This window comes from Pedobacter sp. (assembly GCF_041645105.1).
Classification (GTDB): domain Bacteria; phylum Bacteroidota; class Bacteroidia; order Sphingobacteriales; family Sphingobacteriaceae; genus Pedobacter.
Genome location: NZ_JBAZQQ010000001.1, coordinates 1,378,539 through 1,394,656 on the forward strand (window position 1 = coordinate 1,378,539; position 16,118 = coordinate 1,394,656).

Annotated in this window: 10 protein-coding genes; all 10 read left to right on the forward strand. The window is 36.4% G+C overall.

Going from position 1 to position 16,118, the window contains the following annotated elements; all coding sequences use genetic code 11:
• Nucleotides 1-37: 37 nt before the first annotated feature.
• The 10 genes from WC623_RS05915 to WC623_RS05960 all read left to right on the forward strand — a co-directional run bounded on the left by WC623_RS05915 (nt 38) and on the right by WC623_RS05960 (nt 16,104).
• A complete protein-coding gene (locus tag WC623_RS05915; RefSeq protein WP_372848908.1) occupies nt 38-820 on the forward strand; it encodes a hypothetical protein in 783 nt (260 codons plus the stop codon).
• Between the two features lie 41 nt (nt 821-861).
• A complete protein-coding gene (locus tag WC623_RS05920) occupies nt 862-1,947 on the forward strand; it encodes a metallophosphoesterase (RefSeq protein WP_372848910.1) in 1,086 nt (361 codons plus the stop codon).
• A gap of 306 nt (nt 1,948-2,253) precedes the next feature.
• Complete coding sequence (locus tag WC623_RS05925; protein WP_372848912.1) at nt 2,254-4,614, forward strand: PAS domain S-box protein; 2,361 nt, start codon at nt 2,254-2,256, stop codon at nt 4,612-4,614.
• A gap of 336 nt (nt 4,615-4,950) precedes the next feature.
• The gene (locus WC623_RS05930) at nt 4,951-7,086 is read left to right on the forward strand and encodes a hypothetical protein (RefSeq protein WP_372848914.1); all 2,136 of its coding nucleotides are present in this window, start codon (nt 4,951-4,953) and stop codon (nt 7,084-7,086) included.
• A 216-nt stretch (nt 7,087-7,302) separates the two neighbouring features.
• A complete protein-coding gene (locus WC623_RS05935; RefSeq protein WP_372848916.1) occupies nt 7,303-10,551 on the forward strand; it encodes a SusC/RagA family TonB-linked outer membrane protein in 3,249 nt (1,082 codons plus the stop codon).
• Nucleotides 10,552-10,567: 16 nt separating this feature from the next.
• The gene (locus tag WC623_RS05940) at nt 10,568-12,427 is read left to right on the forward strand and encodes a RagB/SusD family nutrient uptake outer membrane protein (protein ID WP_372848918.1); all 1,860 of its coding nucleotides are present in this window, start codon (nt 10,568-10,570) and stop codon (nt 12,425-12,427) included.
• Nucleotides 12,428-12,443: 16 nt separating this feature from the next.
• On the forward strand, nt 12,444-13,424 hold the full coding sequence (locus WC623_RS05945; RefSeq protein ID WP_372848920.1) for a DUF5017 domain-containing protein: 981 nt from the start codon (nt 12,444-12,446) through the stop codon (nt 13,422-13,424).
• Between the two features lie 10 nt (nt 13,425-13,434).
• Nucleotides 13,435-13,563, forward strand: a complete 129-nt coding sequence (locus WC623_RS05950; RefSeq protein ID WP_372848922.1) for a hypothetical protein — start codon at nt 13,435-13,437, stop codon at nt 13,561-13,563.
• A gap of 28 nt (nt 13,564-13,591) precedes the next feature.
• Nucleotides 13,592-14,857 (forward strand): glycoside hydrolase family 88 protein, encoded by a 1,266-nt coding sequence (locus WC623_RS05955; protein WP_372848924.1) that lies wholly within the window; start codon nt 13,592-13,594, stop codon nt 14,855-14,857.
• A 32-nt stretch (nt 14,858-14,889) separates the two neighbouring features.
• Nucleotides 14,890-16,104, forward strand: coding sequence for a DUF2264 domain-containing protein (locus WC623_RS05960; RefSeq protein ID WP_372848926.1), 1,215 nt, complete (start codon nt 14,890-14,892; stop codon nt 16,102-16,104).
• Nucleotides 16,105-16,118: the final 14 nt, after the last annotated feature.

Sequence of the window (16,118 nt, forward strand, 5' to 3'; positions counted from 1 at the left end):
ATTTTTTTGATTAAGTGCTGATGTGATAATTGAAAATATGAAGAAAGTACTTCCAGTAACCAATGGCATTGCCTTAGTTTTCACCATAGTGATTAACTACCTTTCTAACACCGGCATATTAAACGGTAATACAATGAAAACTATGTCGGATAAATATTTCAACTATTTTACTCCAGCAGGATATGCCTTTTCTATCTGGGGACTTATTTATCTTGGCTTACTGGGTTTTGTTTTTTACACAGGGCGGGGACTTTTTAAAAAAGACGTTGAGGATCCTTTATTAGGTAAAGTAGGTTGGTGGTTTGTATTATCGTGTATGGCTAATTCTCTGTGGGTCATAGCTTGGTTGTATGATTATACAGGCATGTCTGTACTTCTTATGGTGGTTATACTGGTTTCTCTGTTAAAAATAATTATCAATCTACGTATGGAGTTAGATGAACATCCATTTATCAAGTATCTTTTGGTATTTTGGCCATTTGCACTGTATGCTGGATGGATTTCTGTTGCTTTGATTGCTAATATTGCAGCTTTCCTTACCAAGATCAATTGGGACGGATGGGGTATTTCTGATCTTAGCTGGACTATAATCATGATTTGTATTGCAGGTCTTATCAATATTATTATGATCAGAATGAGAAATCTCCGTGAGTATGCGTTGGTCGGTATTTGGGCTTTGCTAGCAATCTCAGTCTCTAATCAAAGTAATCAGGAAAATGAATCTATTGTATATACATGCTATATTGTTGGGCTTATTATTTTTATTTTCGTAGCGATAAATGGCTTAAAGAATCGTCATCGTACTTTTAGTAGAATGTAAAAACTACAATCTATTTGAACTTTCATGATTAACATAATCAAATGTATAAGATGCTTTTAAAAAATAGCCTGTTTTTATTGGTTCTGACAAATCTCTTTTTTCAGAGTAGCTCTGCACAATCCCATCCTGAAAATACACAGATGTGGACCAAGGATAAGGCTTACCAGTTGAATTCCGCAAGCAGGCTCAACAAAGAGAAACGTAACAAGGATTTAAAAATATTATTGATTTCGGATTTGAATGATAGTTATGGGTCAGTAAGCTATAGCAACGAGGTACATGATATCATTAGCAAAATTGAAATCATTAAACCTGATCTTGTCTTATGTGCAGGAGATATGGTTGCAGGGCAAAAGAAATCACTTACCATCCAACAATTGGACAACATGTGGAATGGCTTTCAATCGACTGTGTTAGATCCGCTTCATAAACAAGGTATCCCATTTGGGTTTACGCTTGGTAATCATGATGCCTCGCCTAATTACATTAATGATCGAAACTCGGCTTCTAAATTTTGGTTGCAGAATAAGAGAAAGATCAACCTAACTTTTGTGGATGATCATCATTTCCCATATTACTTTTCCTATATAAAGAATAATATATTCTTTATAAGTTGGGATGCCTCTTCTGCAATTATTCCAGATGAAGTCAAAACCTGGATGCAAGGTCAACTCTTATCTTCAGTTGCTATTAAAGCACGGGGAAAGATTGTTTTGGGACATCTACCCTTATATGCTATTGTTGATGCAAAGAATAAACCTGGAGAAGTATTAGATGAGGCGGATAAGACACTTTTTTTCTTAAAAAATCATGGAGTAGATATGTATATATCAGGACATCAACATGTCTATTATCCAGCATCGAAGGAACAAGTTACACTTTTGCATTCTGGCTGCCTGGGAGGTGGCCCAAGGAGTTTGATTGGCCATGATGAGCCCGCTTATAAATCTTATGAGATTATCAAAATAGCTAGAAAATCTAGTCCTGGAAAAGCCGAGATCCAAGGCTATAAAGCAGATGCTCATAGTCAGATTCAACATGAAAGCTTACCAAAGAGTGTTACAGGGTTTAATGGCACCGTAAATCGTATTTCGCCCATAACAATCCATTCTGAAAAGCTTCACTAAGAAATGCATTTGTAACCCCTCAATGGTCAACTGTTTTTCTGTCTAAGAATTGCAGGCAAAAAAGCATAATGCGATTAGGAAACTAAGAAATGTTTTCATCCTTTGGAACATCGCTTTTATAATATGGGAATAGATTCAGTTGTCAATTTCTTAAAAATAATCTTAATTAGCTTCATTTTAAGTAAAAATAGTATCATTATAAATAAAATCAGATGATGTAGACACATTAAAATATCAATATCAATTTTGTTATATTAGAGACTCCCATTGCAGAAACTAATTTTAGTTCCTGATGATGCAAATTGTATGAGTTCAAAGAAAAGTATTTTCGATTCGTTGGCTGCGGTTTTTAGTCGACCAAAAGTTGCCGGTTTATCCGTGTTTTTATTCCTGCTCCTTATTATAGGTTTCATAACGAAACAGAAATACCTTATCATTAGGGATGCTGAAAGGCAGGAAATGTTGAGCATTCTTAATGTTGTAAAGCAAAATATAGAGCAATCCTTAAAGAACAGTTATACAGCTACATTAACACTTGCTATAACACTTGACGAAAATGGAGTACCAGTGGATTTCGAAAAAGTGGGAGCGAAATTAGTGGATTCGAATTCAATGATCCAGACTGTGCAGTTGGTGCCAGGTGGCACTATTAAATATACCTACCCTTTAAAAGGAAACGAAAAAGCTTTAGGCCTAAATATCCTTAAAGGATCAAATGAAGTTGCAGCCGGTGCTTTAAGAACTATAAATAGCAGAAGGATGTATTTTTCCGGTCCGATTCCATTGGTACAAGGTGGATACGGAATTATTGGGCGTTTACCATTATTTGATAATGGGAAATTCTGGGGGTTTTCTGCGGTTGTACTTAAGTTAGACAAGTTTTTAGAACAAGCAGGAATTTATAACAATAAAAATAACAAATTCTTTTTTCAATTTTCAAAGAAAAACGAAAAGAATGGCAAGGAAACATTCTTTTTACGCACTAAAAAGGACTTCAAAAATGCTACTTACGAAAGTATCCTTATACCAGATGGTGACTGGAAATTATATATAGTAGTTGCCGATGAAAACGGAATATGGATACAGCTTGTTTATTCTTTCTTACTGGGACTTGCACTTGCAACTGTATTTGGATTACAAGCCTATAGGTTATTTCAGAAACCGGAAAAATTGAGACAGCTGGTAAATAAACAAGCCAATGAACTCATGGAAAGTGAACTTCGTTTTAAAACCATATTTGAAAAAGCACCAATTGGCATTGCGGAGGTAGATTCGAAAACAGGGAATTTCATCCGTGTTAACCATAAATTTTGCTCTATTTTAGGATATACTGAAGAAGAACTTTATCAAACCGATTTTCAGTCTATCACTTTTCAGGATGATCTAACGGATGATTTTGAAAAGATGAAAAAAATGAAATCTGGTGAAATTGATGAGTTTACACTGTTAAAGCGCTATAAGCATAAAGACGGACATTTATTATGGGCTAATTTAACTGTTAAATCATTATGGAATGATGTAGGGATTCAAACTAGTCACATTGGCATAGTTGAAGATGTGACGGAAAGGATGTCTGCAGAACAAGAAGCGAAACATTCGCAATTAAGAATAGCCTCTTTGATCAATACCATAGATGGAATTGTTTGGGAAGGTAGACCTGACAATTTCGAGTTTACTTTTATCAGTAAAAAGTCGGAGCAAATACTAGGTTATACTCCCGAAGAATGGTTGGCTTCACCAACATTTTGGGCAGATCATATTTATGCGGATGATAGAAGTTGGGTTGTGGATTATTGTATGATGTGTACAAAAGAACTTAAGTCTCACGAATTCGAATATAGAATGTTAAATAAGAATGGGACTCTAGTTTGGTTAAGGGATATTGTTAATGTGATTTCTGATGGGCAGAAACCCACTTTGTTACGTGGAATTATGATTGATATAACTGCCCATAAAGAAGCAGAGAAAATATTGAATGATTCCATTACATTGGTTACAGAACAGAATAAGAGGTTGGTCGACTTCTCCTACATCGTCTCACATAATTTACGTTCCCATGCCAGTAATATAGATGGCATAATAAGTTTAATTGCCGAAGCTAGCAATGAGGAAGAAAGAAAAGAATTGGGGAGTATGTTGAAAAGAGCCTCAACCTCACTCAATGAAACATTGATGAACCTCAACCAGATTGTTAATATAAAAAACAGTATCCATATAAATGTTGAACCATTAAATCTTCAGTATTACATTAGTAAAACTATTAACGCACTCCATCAGGAAATCGTTGCCAAGGATGCTGTTATTAAGGAGCCTGTAAATTGTGATGTTCTAGTCGATTATAATCCTGCCTACCTGGAAAGCATCCTACAGAATTTTATATTTAATGCCATAAGGTATAGTCATCCCGGTAGAAAGCCGGAAGTAAAAATTGATTGTTTCAAAGAAAATAATCAGTTGGTTTTACAGATATCAGATAATGGAATCGGGATTGACCTGGAAAAGCATGGTGACAAGCTGTTTGGGATGTATAAAACATTTAATGGAAATCCGGATGCCAAGGGCATTGGTCTTTTTATAGCTAAAAACCAAATTGAAGCGATGGGTGGTAAAGTTCATGCCAGTAGTGTAGTAAATGTGGGGACTACTTTTAAAATCTATTTTAAATAATAAATTCATTTCTGAGTAAGCTTTGTTCGCGATGGCTTTTATCGGTTCTATAATTGTAAACCTTTCTTTATCAGGTGATTTTATTTTGTTCTTTTCTTAATTTTTTTCATAAAGTTCATTGAAAGCTAAGAAATATTTATATTTTCGTGTACGTAACCGTAATTATGGATATTTATAAAATGAAATGCATTGGTACGTTCTTGTTAACTCTTGGTTATGGTATTTCCGTATGTGCCCAATATAAATACGAAAATTTTAATAAGGGGTTACCTGAAAAATGGAGTACCACTTCTAAAATTCCATTATCATTAAGTTCTGAATTACAAATAAGCCATCATGAGATATAAATTATTAAGCATCCTCCTCAGTGTTTTAATTTCTGGACTAGTAGCGTCTGGACAAACAACAGATTTAGGTTCTGTCAATGGAATCAGCATCTCAAAACAGGAATTACAGAGGGAAATGTTGCGCTATCGGGCAGAAGTTTATAACAGTGTTGAAATACTTAGAAAGAAGGCCTTGGATTCACTCGCCCTAATAAAGGTTCAGGAAAAGTTATTGATCCAAAGGAATTTATGGCCGTATAAAAATTATCAGGATTTTTTGAAGGATTTAGAAGATACGAATACATCCAGGAAGAAAATTGTTGAGAATAAACAAGTGATTTATGGTCCTGTAAGTTATGACGAGCAGACTTTTTTTGATTATCGTTTTAGCAATGCACTCATTCAATTAAAACAAATGCTGGTAGATGAGGGACTAATCCCTATAACCATTAACGATTTGCAAAAACAATTCGAAAAAATGCGGCAGACAGTTTATAAAGAAGAGAAATATACTTTAAAAGGTTATGAACGTCAGGTAAGAGAAGCCTTTGTGGAAGACAGTTATGCGAGCATGGTTAAAAAGTTAGCCGCCAATGCCAATCGAATGATCAATGCAAAAAAAATCAATCAAATTACGCTCTTGCCATCTTTTATCCCTAATACTTCGTTTGCACAAACTATAGTTACATCTACAGTATATGTAGACTCAGAAACCGGTAATGATAATAACGACGGGCTATCAGAGCGGTCGGCATGGCAAACATTAAATAAAGTGAATACGCTGACATTCGGTCCGGGCACAAGGATTTTGCTGAAGGCAGGAAGTAGGTGGACAGGACAACTTTGTCCAAAAGGTTCAGGCTCACAAAAACAGCCAATAGTCATTGATCAATACGGGATTGGTCCAAAGCCTTTGATTGATGGAAATGGAATGGAAGGTAAAGGTGTATTCAGTTTGTATAATCAGGAATACTGGGAGATTAGCAATCTTGAAATAGTGAATGATGCTAAGCTTCCTGGAGATAGGAGGGGAGTTGAGATAAAAGCTGCCAATTATGGAACTATAAATCACATTCACTTAAAGAACCTTCATATTCATCATATAAAGGGGATGATAGGAAATGGACATAAAGAAAAGCGTACGGCTGGTATTTATATTACAACTGTTGCAGACAAAGTCAAATCTACCAGATACAATGGTATTTTAATAGAAAATTGCCACATTCATCATATCCAAAACCAGGGGATCGCAACCAGTCATGAAACGGCAGTATTTGATTATCCGGAAGGGGAGCAATGGGAAAATAGAAAAATAACCAATCTGATTATCAGAAATAATACTATCCATCACATCTCAAAAAATGCCATGATTATCAGAATGACAGAGGGTGGGGTTGTAGAACATAATTTGTGTTATGAAACTGCAACGGATATTACTGGTAATACTATATTTTCAAGGACTGTAAGCGGAACTGTTTTTCAATATAATGAGGGATTTTTGAATCGCTCACCCGATGCCGATGGTAGTCTTTATGATCCTGATATTAATAGTCCTGGTACGGTTTGGCAATATAGTTACAGCCATGATAATGCACATGGATTAGTGTGGTTTTGTACGCATAAGAGAGACGATAATATCAAAGTTCGTTACAACCTTAGTCAAAATGATAAGGGAGCTTTGGTGTATTTTAACTATGCATTTTCTGGTGCTGAAGTCTATAATAATGTGTTTTACATTGGGGCGCATGTTTCACCGGTTATTATTAGAGAAAAAGCAAATAATAGCCATACCTATGGATTTTATAATAATATTATTTACAATAAAAGTAAACAGGCCACTTATGGCCTTGCAAGCTCAGGAAAAGGAATTCAAAATCGAACAATCAGTAATAATCTATTTTACGGATTTCACCCTGATGGTGAACCAGAAGATAAGGCCAAACTTATCAGTGATCCCTTATTTGTCAATCCAGGTACAGGCAGTATAGGTTTAAACACTTTAGACGGATATAAACTTCGCGCTCATTCGCCCGCCTTAAATTCGGGTAAGGTTATATTAAACAATGGTGGATTAGACTTTTTCGGAAATAAGGTAAATGAAAAAGATAAGCCCCATAGGGGTATATATAATAGAAAGTTTTTTTAAATAAGTAGTTAACTGTTTGGTATTTAAGAAACTTTTATTAATTTACGTGTACGTTACCGCTTTCTAGTAACTTTTTCAGTTTGTATTCATGCATAGTTTTATTCTAAAAAATAATAAATACATAATTATATACGGGTACGTAACCGCATTGATGCAGGCATCATAAGTACTTCACAAAGAGAAATGACAATAACATTAACCTAAACCTAAACCAGTATGTTAAGAAGATTACGATGTTTTAAGAGGAGATCAGTTTTTGCAATTACTATGTCTATAGCCATGTTCGGTTTTATAGACGATGTCTTTTCACAAAGTAAAACTATAAAGGGTACTGTTACTGACGGTACAACGAAGGAATCCTTACCGGGCGTTTCCATAAAAGTTAAGAATACCAATAAAGTGATATTTACAGATGTAAATGGGAAATATTCGGTTCCGGCAACGAGTAAGGATGTACTTGTCTTTACTTACGTAGGATTTTATGCGAAAGAAGTCCCCGTAGGAGGAAATACAGAGCTAAATGTTATTTTACAACCAGACGAAAAGGCCTTAAAAGAAGTCGTTGTAATTGGTTACGGTGAGGTTGCCAAATCAGATTTAACGGGTTCTGTTGGACAAGTAAATGTGGGAGAAATGGCTCAGGCGCCTGTGATGTCTTTTGAGCAAGCATTAGCAGGCCGGATTGCCGGGGTACAGGTTTCCGCTTCAGATGGACAGCCCGGTTCTGAAGGTGTCAATATCACCATCAGGGGTGCAGGTTCCTTAACACAAAGTACTTCCCCGTTGTATGTTATTGATGGATTCCCATTTGAGGAATTTGATCCTTCAACCTTAAATATGGATGATATTGAGGAAATGAACATTCTGAAAGATGCATCAGCAACGGCTATTTATGGTGCCAGGGGAGCGAACGGGGTAGTTGTAATCGAAACAAAGAAAGGAAAAGCAGGTGCTCCTGTCGTTTTCTATAGCGGATCTTTCGGTTTTCAGAAAGTGACCAAGCAAATGGAAATGATGAACCCCTATGATTTTGTTAATTATCAGTTAGAAAGAAATAATTATTCTTCTGCCATAAAAAGTATTTATACAAGAGCTGAGTTAGACCCCTTACATGCAGATTACGAAGAAGATGGTAAGACCTTAGAAAGTTACAAGAAAATTAAGGGTATAAACTGGCAGGATCTGGTGTTTCAAAATGGCGCAACAAACATTCATAACTTATCAATAAGAGGAGGTAATGCGCAAACTAAGTATGCTATTTCAGGCTCTTTGTATAACCAGAATGGTGTAATTATTCATAGTGGTTCAAAAAGAGCAACTGCAAGAGTATCGTTAGATCATACCATAAATAAGAAATTTAGAAGTGGTCTGAATTTATCTTATTCCGATAAAAAATCGATTGGGCAAGTCGCAGCAAGTAATGCCGGTACCGCTGGGCACGCTTATGGATATCTGATGTATAGTACATGGGCATTCAGGCCGGTAACTGGTAGAGAAGAGCTGATAATTGAGGATGGGGAAATTATCGGTGGTGATATAGACGAAGATTTTATTGATGGTGATGTAGATGAAAGTCTATCTTCAACTTTGTTCGCCATAAACCCTGTAAAATCCTTAGAAAATGAAGACAGGCAATCTAAAGGCGCGAGTTTAAATGCCAATGCTTACCTCACCTACGATATTAGCAAGAGCTTACAATTTAAAACAACTGCAGGTTATATCAAAGACTCCGGAAACGGTTATAATTTTTACAATTCCGGAACAACCAGAGGTTCAGCTACTTTGCCGTCCAATTCAAGAGGTGTTCAAGCATCGCTGGCACTATATGAAAATGTAACCTGGAATTCTACCTCTACACTTAATTTCAGAAAGAAATTCGGTGATCATAATGTTAACGTGCTGGGGGGGATTGATTTTCAGGAAAGACGAACCAGCCGTTATGGTTTGGGTAGTCAACTCATCCCCAGTGAGTCTCTGGGCTTGGGCGGTATGGACGAGGGTGTACCTTCAAGTATGTCAGTGTCATTCTCTAACAACACCTTAAATTCCTTGTTTGGGAGAGCAAATTATACCTATAAATCAAAATATTTATTAACAGCGACCTTTAGAGCTGATGGCTCTTCTAAATTTCCTGTTCAAAATAGATGGGCCTATTTCCCTTCAGGGGCTTTTGCCTGGAAAATGGGAGAAGAGAATTTTATGAAGCGCTATAAGTTTATCTCAGAAGCTAAGCTTAGAATCAGTTATGGCTTAACGGGTAATAACCGGGTTTCTGATTATCCTTATCAGGAGTTAATGTCGGGAACTTCAATTGGACAATCTTATTCATTTAATAACGGGGATCCAACTAAAGGTATTTACCCAATTTCATTAGGTAACCCATATTTGAAATGGGAAACGACCTCTCAAATAGATATAGGCTATGATTTATCTTTATTTAAAAACCGTATTGACATTACAGCTGATATATATAGAAAGAAAACTAAAGATTTGTTGTTAAATGCAAATATTCCTACAATTTTTGGATTCAGTAAAAATTACAAAAACATTGGGTCGATACAAAATGACGGCTTGGAGTTAACACTTAGCAGCAGGAATATTACCACAAAAAACTTTAGCTGGAACACCACTTTTAATATCAGTTTTAACAAAAATAAAATATTGGCACTTACCTCAGATGAAAGCAGAATGCTAAGTGCTGTAACCTGGGATGCATTACATAATGGGTCTTCTTTGTATACCGCACAGGTAGGTCAACAAGCCGCATTATTTATGGGATATGTTTTTGATGGTGTCTATCAAACGTCTGACTTTGATTTGATAGGTAGTAAATATCAGCTAAAACCAAGTATGCATGATAATGGCGATGTTAGAGCTGATGTTCAACCCGGGGATATAAAATATAAAGACCTTAATGGCGATGGTACGGTTAATGAGTTTGACGAAACAATTATAGGAAATCCTATGCCTAAGCATGTTGGGGGCTTGTCTAACAATTTTAATTATAAAGGATTCAGTCTAAATGTCTTCTTTCAATGGTCTTATGGTAATGAAGTGTTCAATGCCAACAGGATTTATTTTGAAGGAGGAAGGCCACAAAACAGCCGTAACCAATTCGCAACCTATATAAACCGCTGGACAACCGAAAATCCATCAAATACCATGTTTAGGGCCGGGGGACAAGGTCCTTTAGGTAGATATTCTTCATTATATATAGAAGATGCATCCTATTTGAGATTAAAAACGGTGTCACTCTCTTATAAGATACCGCAAGTATTACTGAAAAAGATAAGTGTTAACAACATAACGCTGACGGCTTCAGCTCAAAATTTATTTACAGTAACTAATTATTCGGGTATGGACCCAGAAGTATCTACAAGACACTCGATCTTAACACAAGGATTCGATTGGTCTGCATACCCACGAGCAAAAATATTGGTTTTTGGAGTCAAAGTTACTTTATAACGTTAAGGAGATAAAAATGAAAAAGAAATTAATATCATATTTTGGCGCAATAATCATTGTATGTATTGCTGCATCTTGTAATAAATTTTTAGATACTAAGCCACAAGATACTTTAACTGTAGAAAGTTTTTACAAAACGGAAGAGCAATTAAATAATGCACTCGCTTCTGTATATTCGAAGTTGGGAGATGGGACATTGTATGGGGGTAGAATAACAAGAATGGGAATGGATGCTGATGAGGGCTTTTATGATAGAGCTACAGATCTCATTGGTGTGTCCGTTTATAGTGTCTATTCTACTGATCCACATATAAGTGCATTTTGGCAAACCTGTTACGAAGGAATTTATCGTGCTAATCTCTTGCTTGTAAATATTAATAAAGCTGAAAAAATATCTGATGCAAATAGAGCCGCTATCGAAGGTGAAGCATTGTTTTTAAGGGCTTATTTTTATTTTTTACTGGCGAGTAATTTTGGTGGTGTACCTTTAATTACTGAGCCAATTTTGCCCACAGATTATATTGCTATACCTAGGGCACCGCTAGCAGAAGTTTATGCACAAATTATAGCAGACATGGAAAGTGCAGAAACTAAAGTTAAAGGGATAAGAACTTTAGGATTTGGAGGAAGGGTTAGTAAATCTGCTGTAAGAGGCCTTCTAGCTCGGGTTAACCTACACATGGCTGGTTATCCTTTGCGTGATCTTTCAAGATACGAGGAAGCTAGGAAATGGGCGAAAATGATCATGGATGATACGGAGGCTAACCATCGATTAAATCCCGACTTCAGACAAGTATTTATAAATTATTCTTCTGATAAATATGACGTGGGAGAAAGTATTTGGGAAGTCGAATTCTGGGGAAATACTCAAGGTGTATATAGAGAAGCTGGTCAAATAGGCCATTATAATGGGATTCAATATAATGGAGGTTCTAATGCCGATCCAAATCATGGGTTTTCGTATGGATTCTTAAATACCACATATACGCATTGGGCAAGGTACGATGATGCCGCTCAATTGAACTCAGCAGATTTAAGAAGGAACTGGTCTATTGCCCCTTTTTCTTTAAGTGGAAACCCTGCAAGGGAAACAGCGAAACCAATTACAGAAATTTATCAACGTGACTGTGGAAAATACAGGCGCTTTTATGAGGAAGTTAAGCCAAAGGAAAACGTCTACACACCTATAAATTATCCGATTTTACGCTATTCTGATGTATTGTTGATGTTTGCTGAGGCAGAAAGCCAAGGTACGGGGATAGTAAGTTCAGAAGCCATAGAAGCAGTAAATTATGTAAGAAGAAGAGCATATGGAAAATTAATGTCTGGAAGTGTAGTCAAATCAATTAATGTTAATGTACAAGGTACCGGATATGTTGCTTCTTCTACCAATGTTGTTATTTCTGGTGGTGGTGGACAAGGAGCTACAGCTTCGGCATTGGTGACGAGTGGTAAAATCACAGGTATTACAGTCACTTTTGAAGGTACTGGTTATACAAGTGCTCCAACAGTTACATTCACTTCTTCTGCAGGAGTTGGCGCTACTGCTACAGCTGTGTTAAGTTCTTCAACAGTTACTTCTGACGTTCCGGCACTGGCAATTAGTTCGCCTGATGAGTTCCTTAAATTTATCCAGGATGAACGTGCAAGAGAACTCTCATTTGAATCATTAAGAAAAGGAGATTTAGTAAGATGGGGCTTATTAATTAAGAATATGAGATTAGTCAGAGATGAAATTGCAGAAGCCAATTTGTCTTCTAGTTTGGATTATGTGATATGGTCTTATCGTAACGTGAGCGATAGAGATGTTTTATGGCCAATTCCATCTTATGAAATGGGGCTTAATTCTGCATTGGTTCAAAATAAAGGTTGGTAGATTAATAATAGAAATTATGAAAAATATTAGATTTTGTGTTCTTGTGTTATTTGCCGGTTCCTATTTATCGGCATGTAATAAAGTGGAGGTGGAAGCTCCTTCCTTTGATGTGCAAGTAAGTTCAGCGACATATAAAGTTGGGCAGGAAGTTAACTTTAATTTTACAGGTGATGCAGATCAGATTACCTTTTTTTCAGGGGAGATGCTGAATGATTATAATTTTAAAGATGGCAGGAAAGAAAATATAAAAAGTGTAACTGCAGAATTTGCAACAAATGTTCAATATGGAACGCAGCCTGATTTGCTCTCAGTTTGGGTTTCGACTGATTTTAGTGGTATTTACAGTTATAATGAAGTCACTAAAGCGACCTGGAAAAATGAAGTAACTAAAAATTATAAATTTGCCCCGCAATCACAGAATACAAGTGCTGTTGCTTCTGCTGTAAATTCAGGTAAGTTAGATTTGATTAGTGAATTTGAAGAGGGCAAGCCACTATATATAGCATTCAGGTATAAGAAAAAGCCTGATGCAGAAGCTGGAACACAACGGAATTGGTTTATAAGAAATATTGATGTTTCTACCATTACGGATGTGACTGAAAATCCAAAACCCTTATTTGGCGGTACAGGATTCAAAATCGTTTATGATTATAATTTCCCTGATATATTTACTGACCCTTCTCTCTTGAATACAGCTATTCACAATAGCTCGGTTAATCCAACTTCAGGGTTAATAACCTTAAGGGTGCCAAATTCCCTTGGCACAGTCAATTCAGAAGTTTGGGCAATTTCTCCTGCAATGACGTTAGGAAGCTCAATAGATTTAGGCCCGGACCGCGGAATTCCTGTAAAAGGCTTTAAGAATTTGAAATCTGAAAACTTCAGTCATATCTATTTGGAAGAAGGCACTTATACGGCAACATTTGTAGCCAGTAATTCTAATACATACGGAGAACAAAAGGTCGTTAAACAAGTAACAATTACCATAACCCCTTAATTTAAAAATTATGAATCGTCCAGATAATCCCGAAGGAGCTGGTTGGAGCAAATCAAAATCAGGAATTGCATTTCGTTCTAATCAATCTTTAATAGCTTCAGAAAGTTGGGGAATAGTGAAGGTTCAGGCTGGAAAATAACAGGAATGATTATAAGCCCTAAATCAAAATGAAATTAATATTTAGTACTTCAGTTTCTTTGCTATTCTTTATTGTTGGATATTCTTTTGCTCAGAAAAAAAACACGATCAACCCCGGCAGGGAATTATTAAAAACTATTGATTACAGTTTAGATCAGTCAGTTAAGCAATATAAATACCTGAAATCTATCACACCGAAAGATCGTTTTCCTAAGACTTATGAAGGAGAAGGAAAAGGTTCAGTAACCAGTACTGCCAGAAACTGGACCAGCGGGTTTTATCCGGGTACTTTAGTTTATCTTTATGAGTACACGAAAGACGACATGTTACTCCATGAAGTTGAAGACAAATTAAAATTTTTGGAAAGCCAGAAAGACAATAAAGGTACACATGACTTGGGCTTTATGATGTATACAAGTTTTGGTAATGCCTATCGCGTTACAAAAAAAGAAGCTTATAAAGATGTCCTGGTACAATCTGCTAAATCATTATGCAGCAGATACAATCCAAAAGTTGGGAGTATTCAGTCCTGGGATCGGATAAAGTCGCTTACCGGGCCGGAATATTGGGATTTCCCTGTCATTATAGATAATATGATGAATCTCGAGCTGTTATTTTTCGCATCAAAAGTCACAGGCGACCAAAATTTTAAAAAAATTGCCATAAAACATGCCGAAACTGCAATGAAAAACCATATGCGTCCAGATTATAGTTCTTATCACGTTGTAAATTATAATCCTGAGACTGGTGCAGTAGAAAGTCGCCAGACTTATCAGGGTTTTGCACATAATTCTACCTGGGCCCGGGGACAGGGCTGGGGAATTTATGGTTTTACAATGGCATATCGTGAAACATTGGACAAGCGTTTTCTAAAAACCGCACAAGGAATGGCAGATTTCTTCCTTAATCATAAAAACCTTCCGGAAGATAAAATTCCCTATTGGGATTTTAACGCCGGGCAACCTGGATTTCCTTCTAGCTGGAATTATGATGCTTCGAAATATCCTGTAATACCAAGAGATGCTTCAGCAGGAGCATTGGTGGCTTCTGCGCTAATTGAACTTTCTACTTATTCAGATAATCAAAAAGGGAAAAAATATCTAAAAGCTGCAGAAACCATGATCAAATCTCTTTCTTCTCCCGCTTATACAGCACCCACTAGAGAGAATGGTGGCTTTATACTAAAACATAGTGTAGGAAACCTTACAAAGGAAAGAGAAGTGGATGTGCCACTTGCTTACGCGGATTATTATTATGTTGAAGCAATGTTAAGATATAGAAATCTATCTAAGTGATTTTTTATACAGATCTCTATAAATAGCCGATTATGAATAGAATTATTGCGATAATCATTTTCTCTTTTCCATTTTATGCATACAGCCAAAATGTTTCAGAAGATGGAAAAATGCAGAGAGATTATTATGTGCAAACCTTGGTGCGGATTGCTCATCCTGTTTTAGATGCACTAAGTAAAAATGAACTTAAGAAACGGATGCCTTTAGAAGCCAAATATCCGGATACCAGGAAGGATTTTATGCATTTAGAAGCCTTTGGCCGGTTATTGGCAGGAATGGCTCCCTGGTTGGAATTAGGTATTGATGATACTGAAGAAGGTAAACTTCGCAAAAAATATATAGAACTTTCTGTCATTTGTATCCGCAATGCAACGGACCCTAAAGCTCCTGATTTTATGAATTTTAATGTAGGGAAGCAGCCTTTGGTAGATGCCGCATTTTTAGCGCAGGCTCTATTGCGGGCGCCAAATCAGTTATGGGGAAATTTGGATAGCAAAACAAAGAATAATGTTTTAAATGCATTAAAATCATCAAGAGTTATTAGCCCTGGCTACAATAATTGGTTATTGTTTAGTGCTATTATTGAAGCAGCTTTACAGAAATATGATAATTCGGGAGATAAGATGAGGATGGATTATGCGGTAAGACAAATGTTATTATGGTATAAGGGAGATGGAGCTTATGGAGATGGGCCTGATTTTCATTGGGATTACTATAACAGCTTTGTAATTCAACCCATGTTCCTGGAAATATTACAAGTCCTTAAAGCGAATGGGCTTGATCCTGAAAATAATTATGATTTGGCTCTTGACAGAGCCAGCAGATATGCCGCTGTGCAGGAACGTCTCATATCACCAGAGGGAACTTATCCTTTACTTGGTCGTTCTATTACTTATCGCTTCGGAGCTTTTCAGTTATTGTCCAAGATTGCGTTAATGAAAGCTCTTCCTCCTAAATTGACCCCGCAACAAGTAAGGTTTGCATTGTATACAGTTATTAAAAAACAAATTGAAGCGCCTGGCACATTTGATGATCAGGGCTGGCTGAGGATTGGTTTTTACGGGAGCCAGCCAGAATTGGCCGAAAATTATATATGTACCGGTAGCTTATATTTATGTTCTCAAGCTTTTCTTGTATTAGGCCTGCCTGCCTCTGATGCATTTTGGACGGATGAAAACGTGGATTGGACTTCCCGCATGGTTTACAAAGGGAAATCCGCTTTTATCGATAAATCAATAAAAAAATGATTTCGTATTTTATA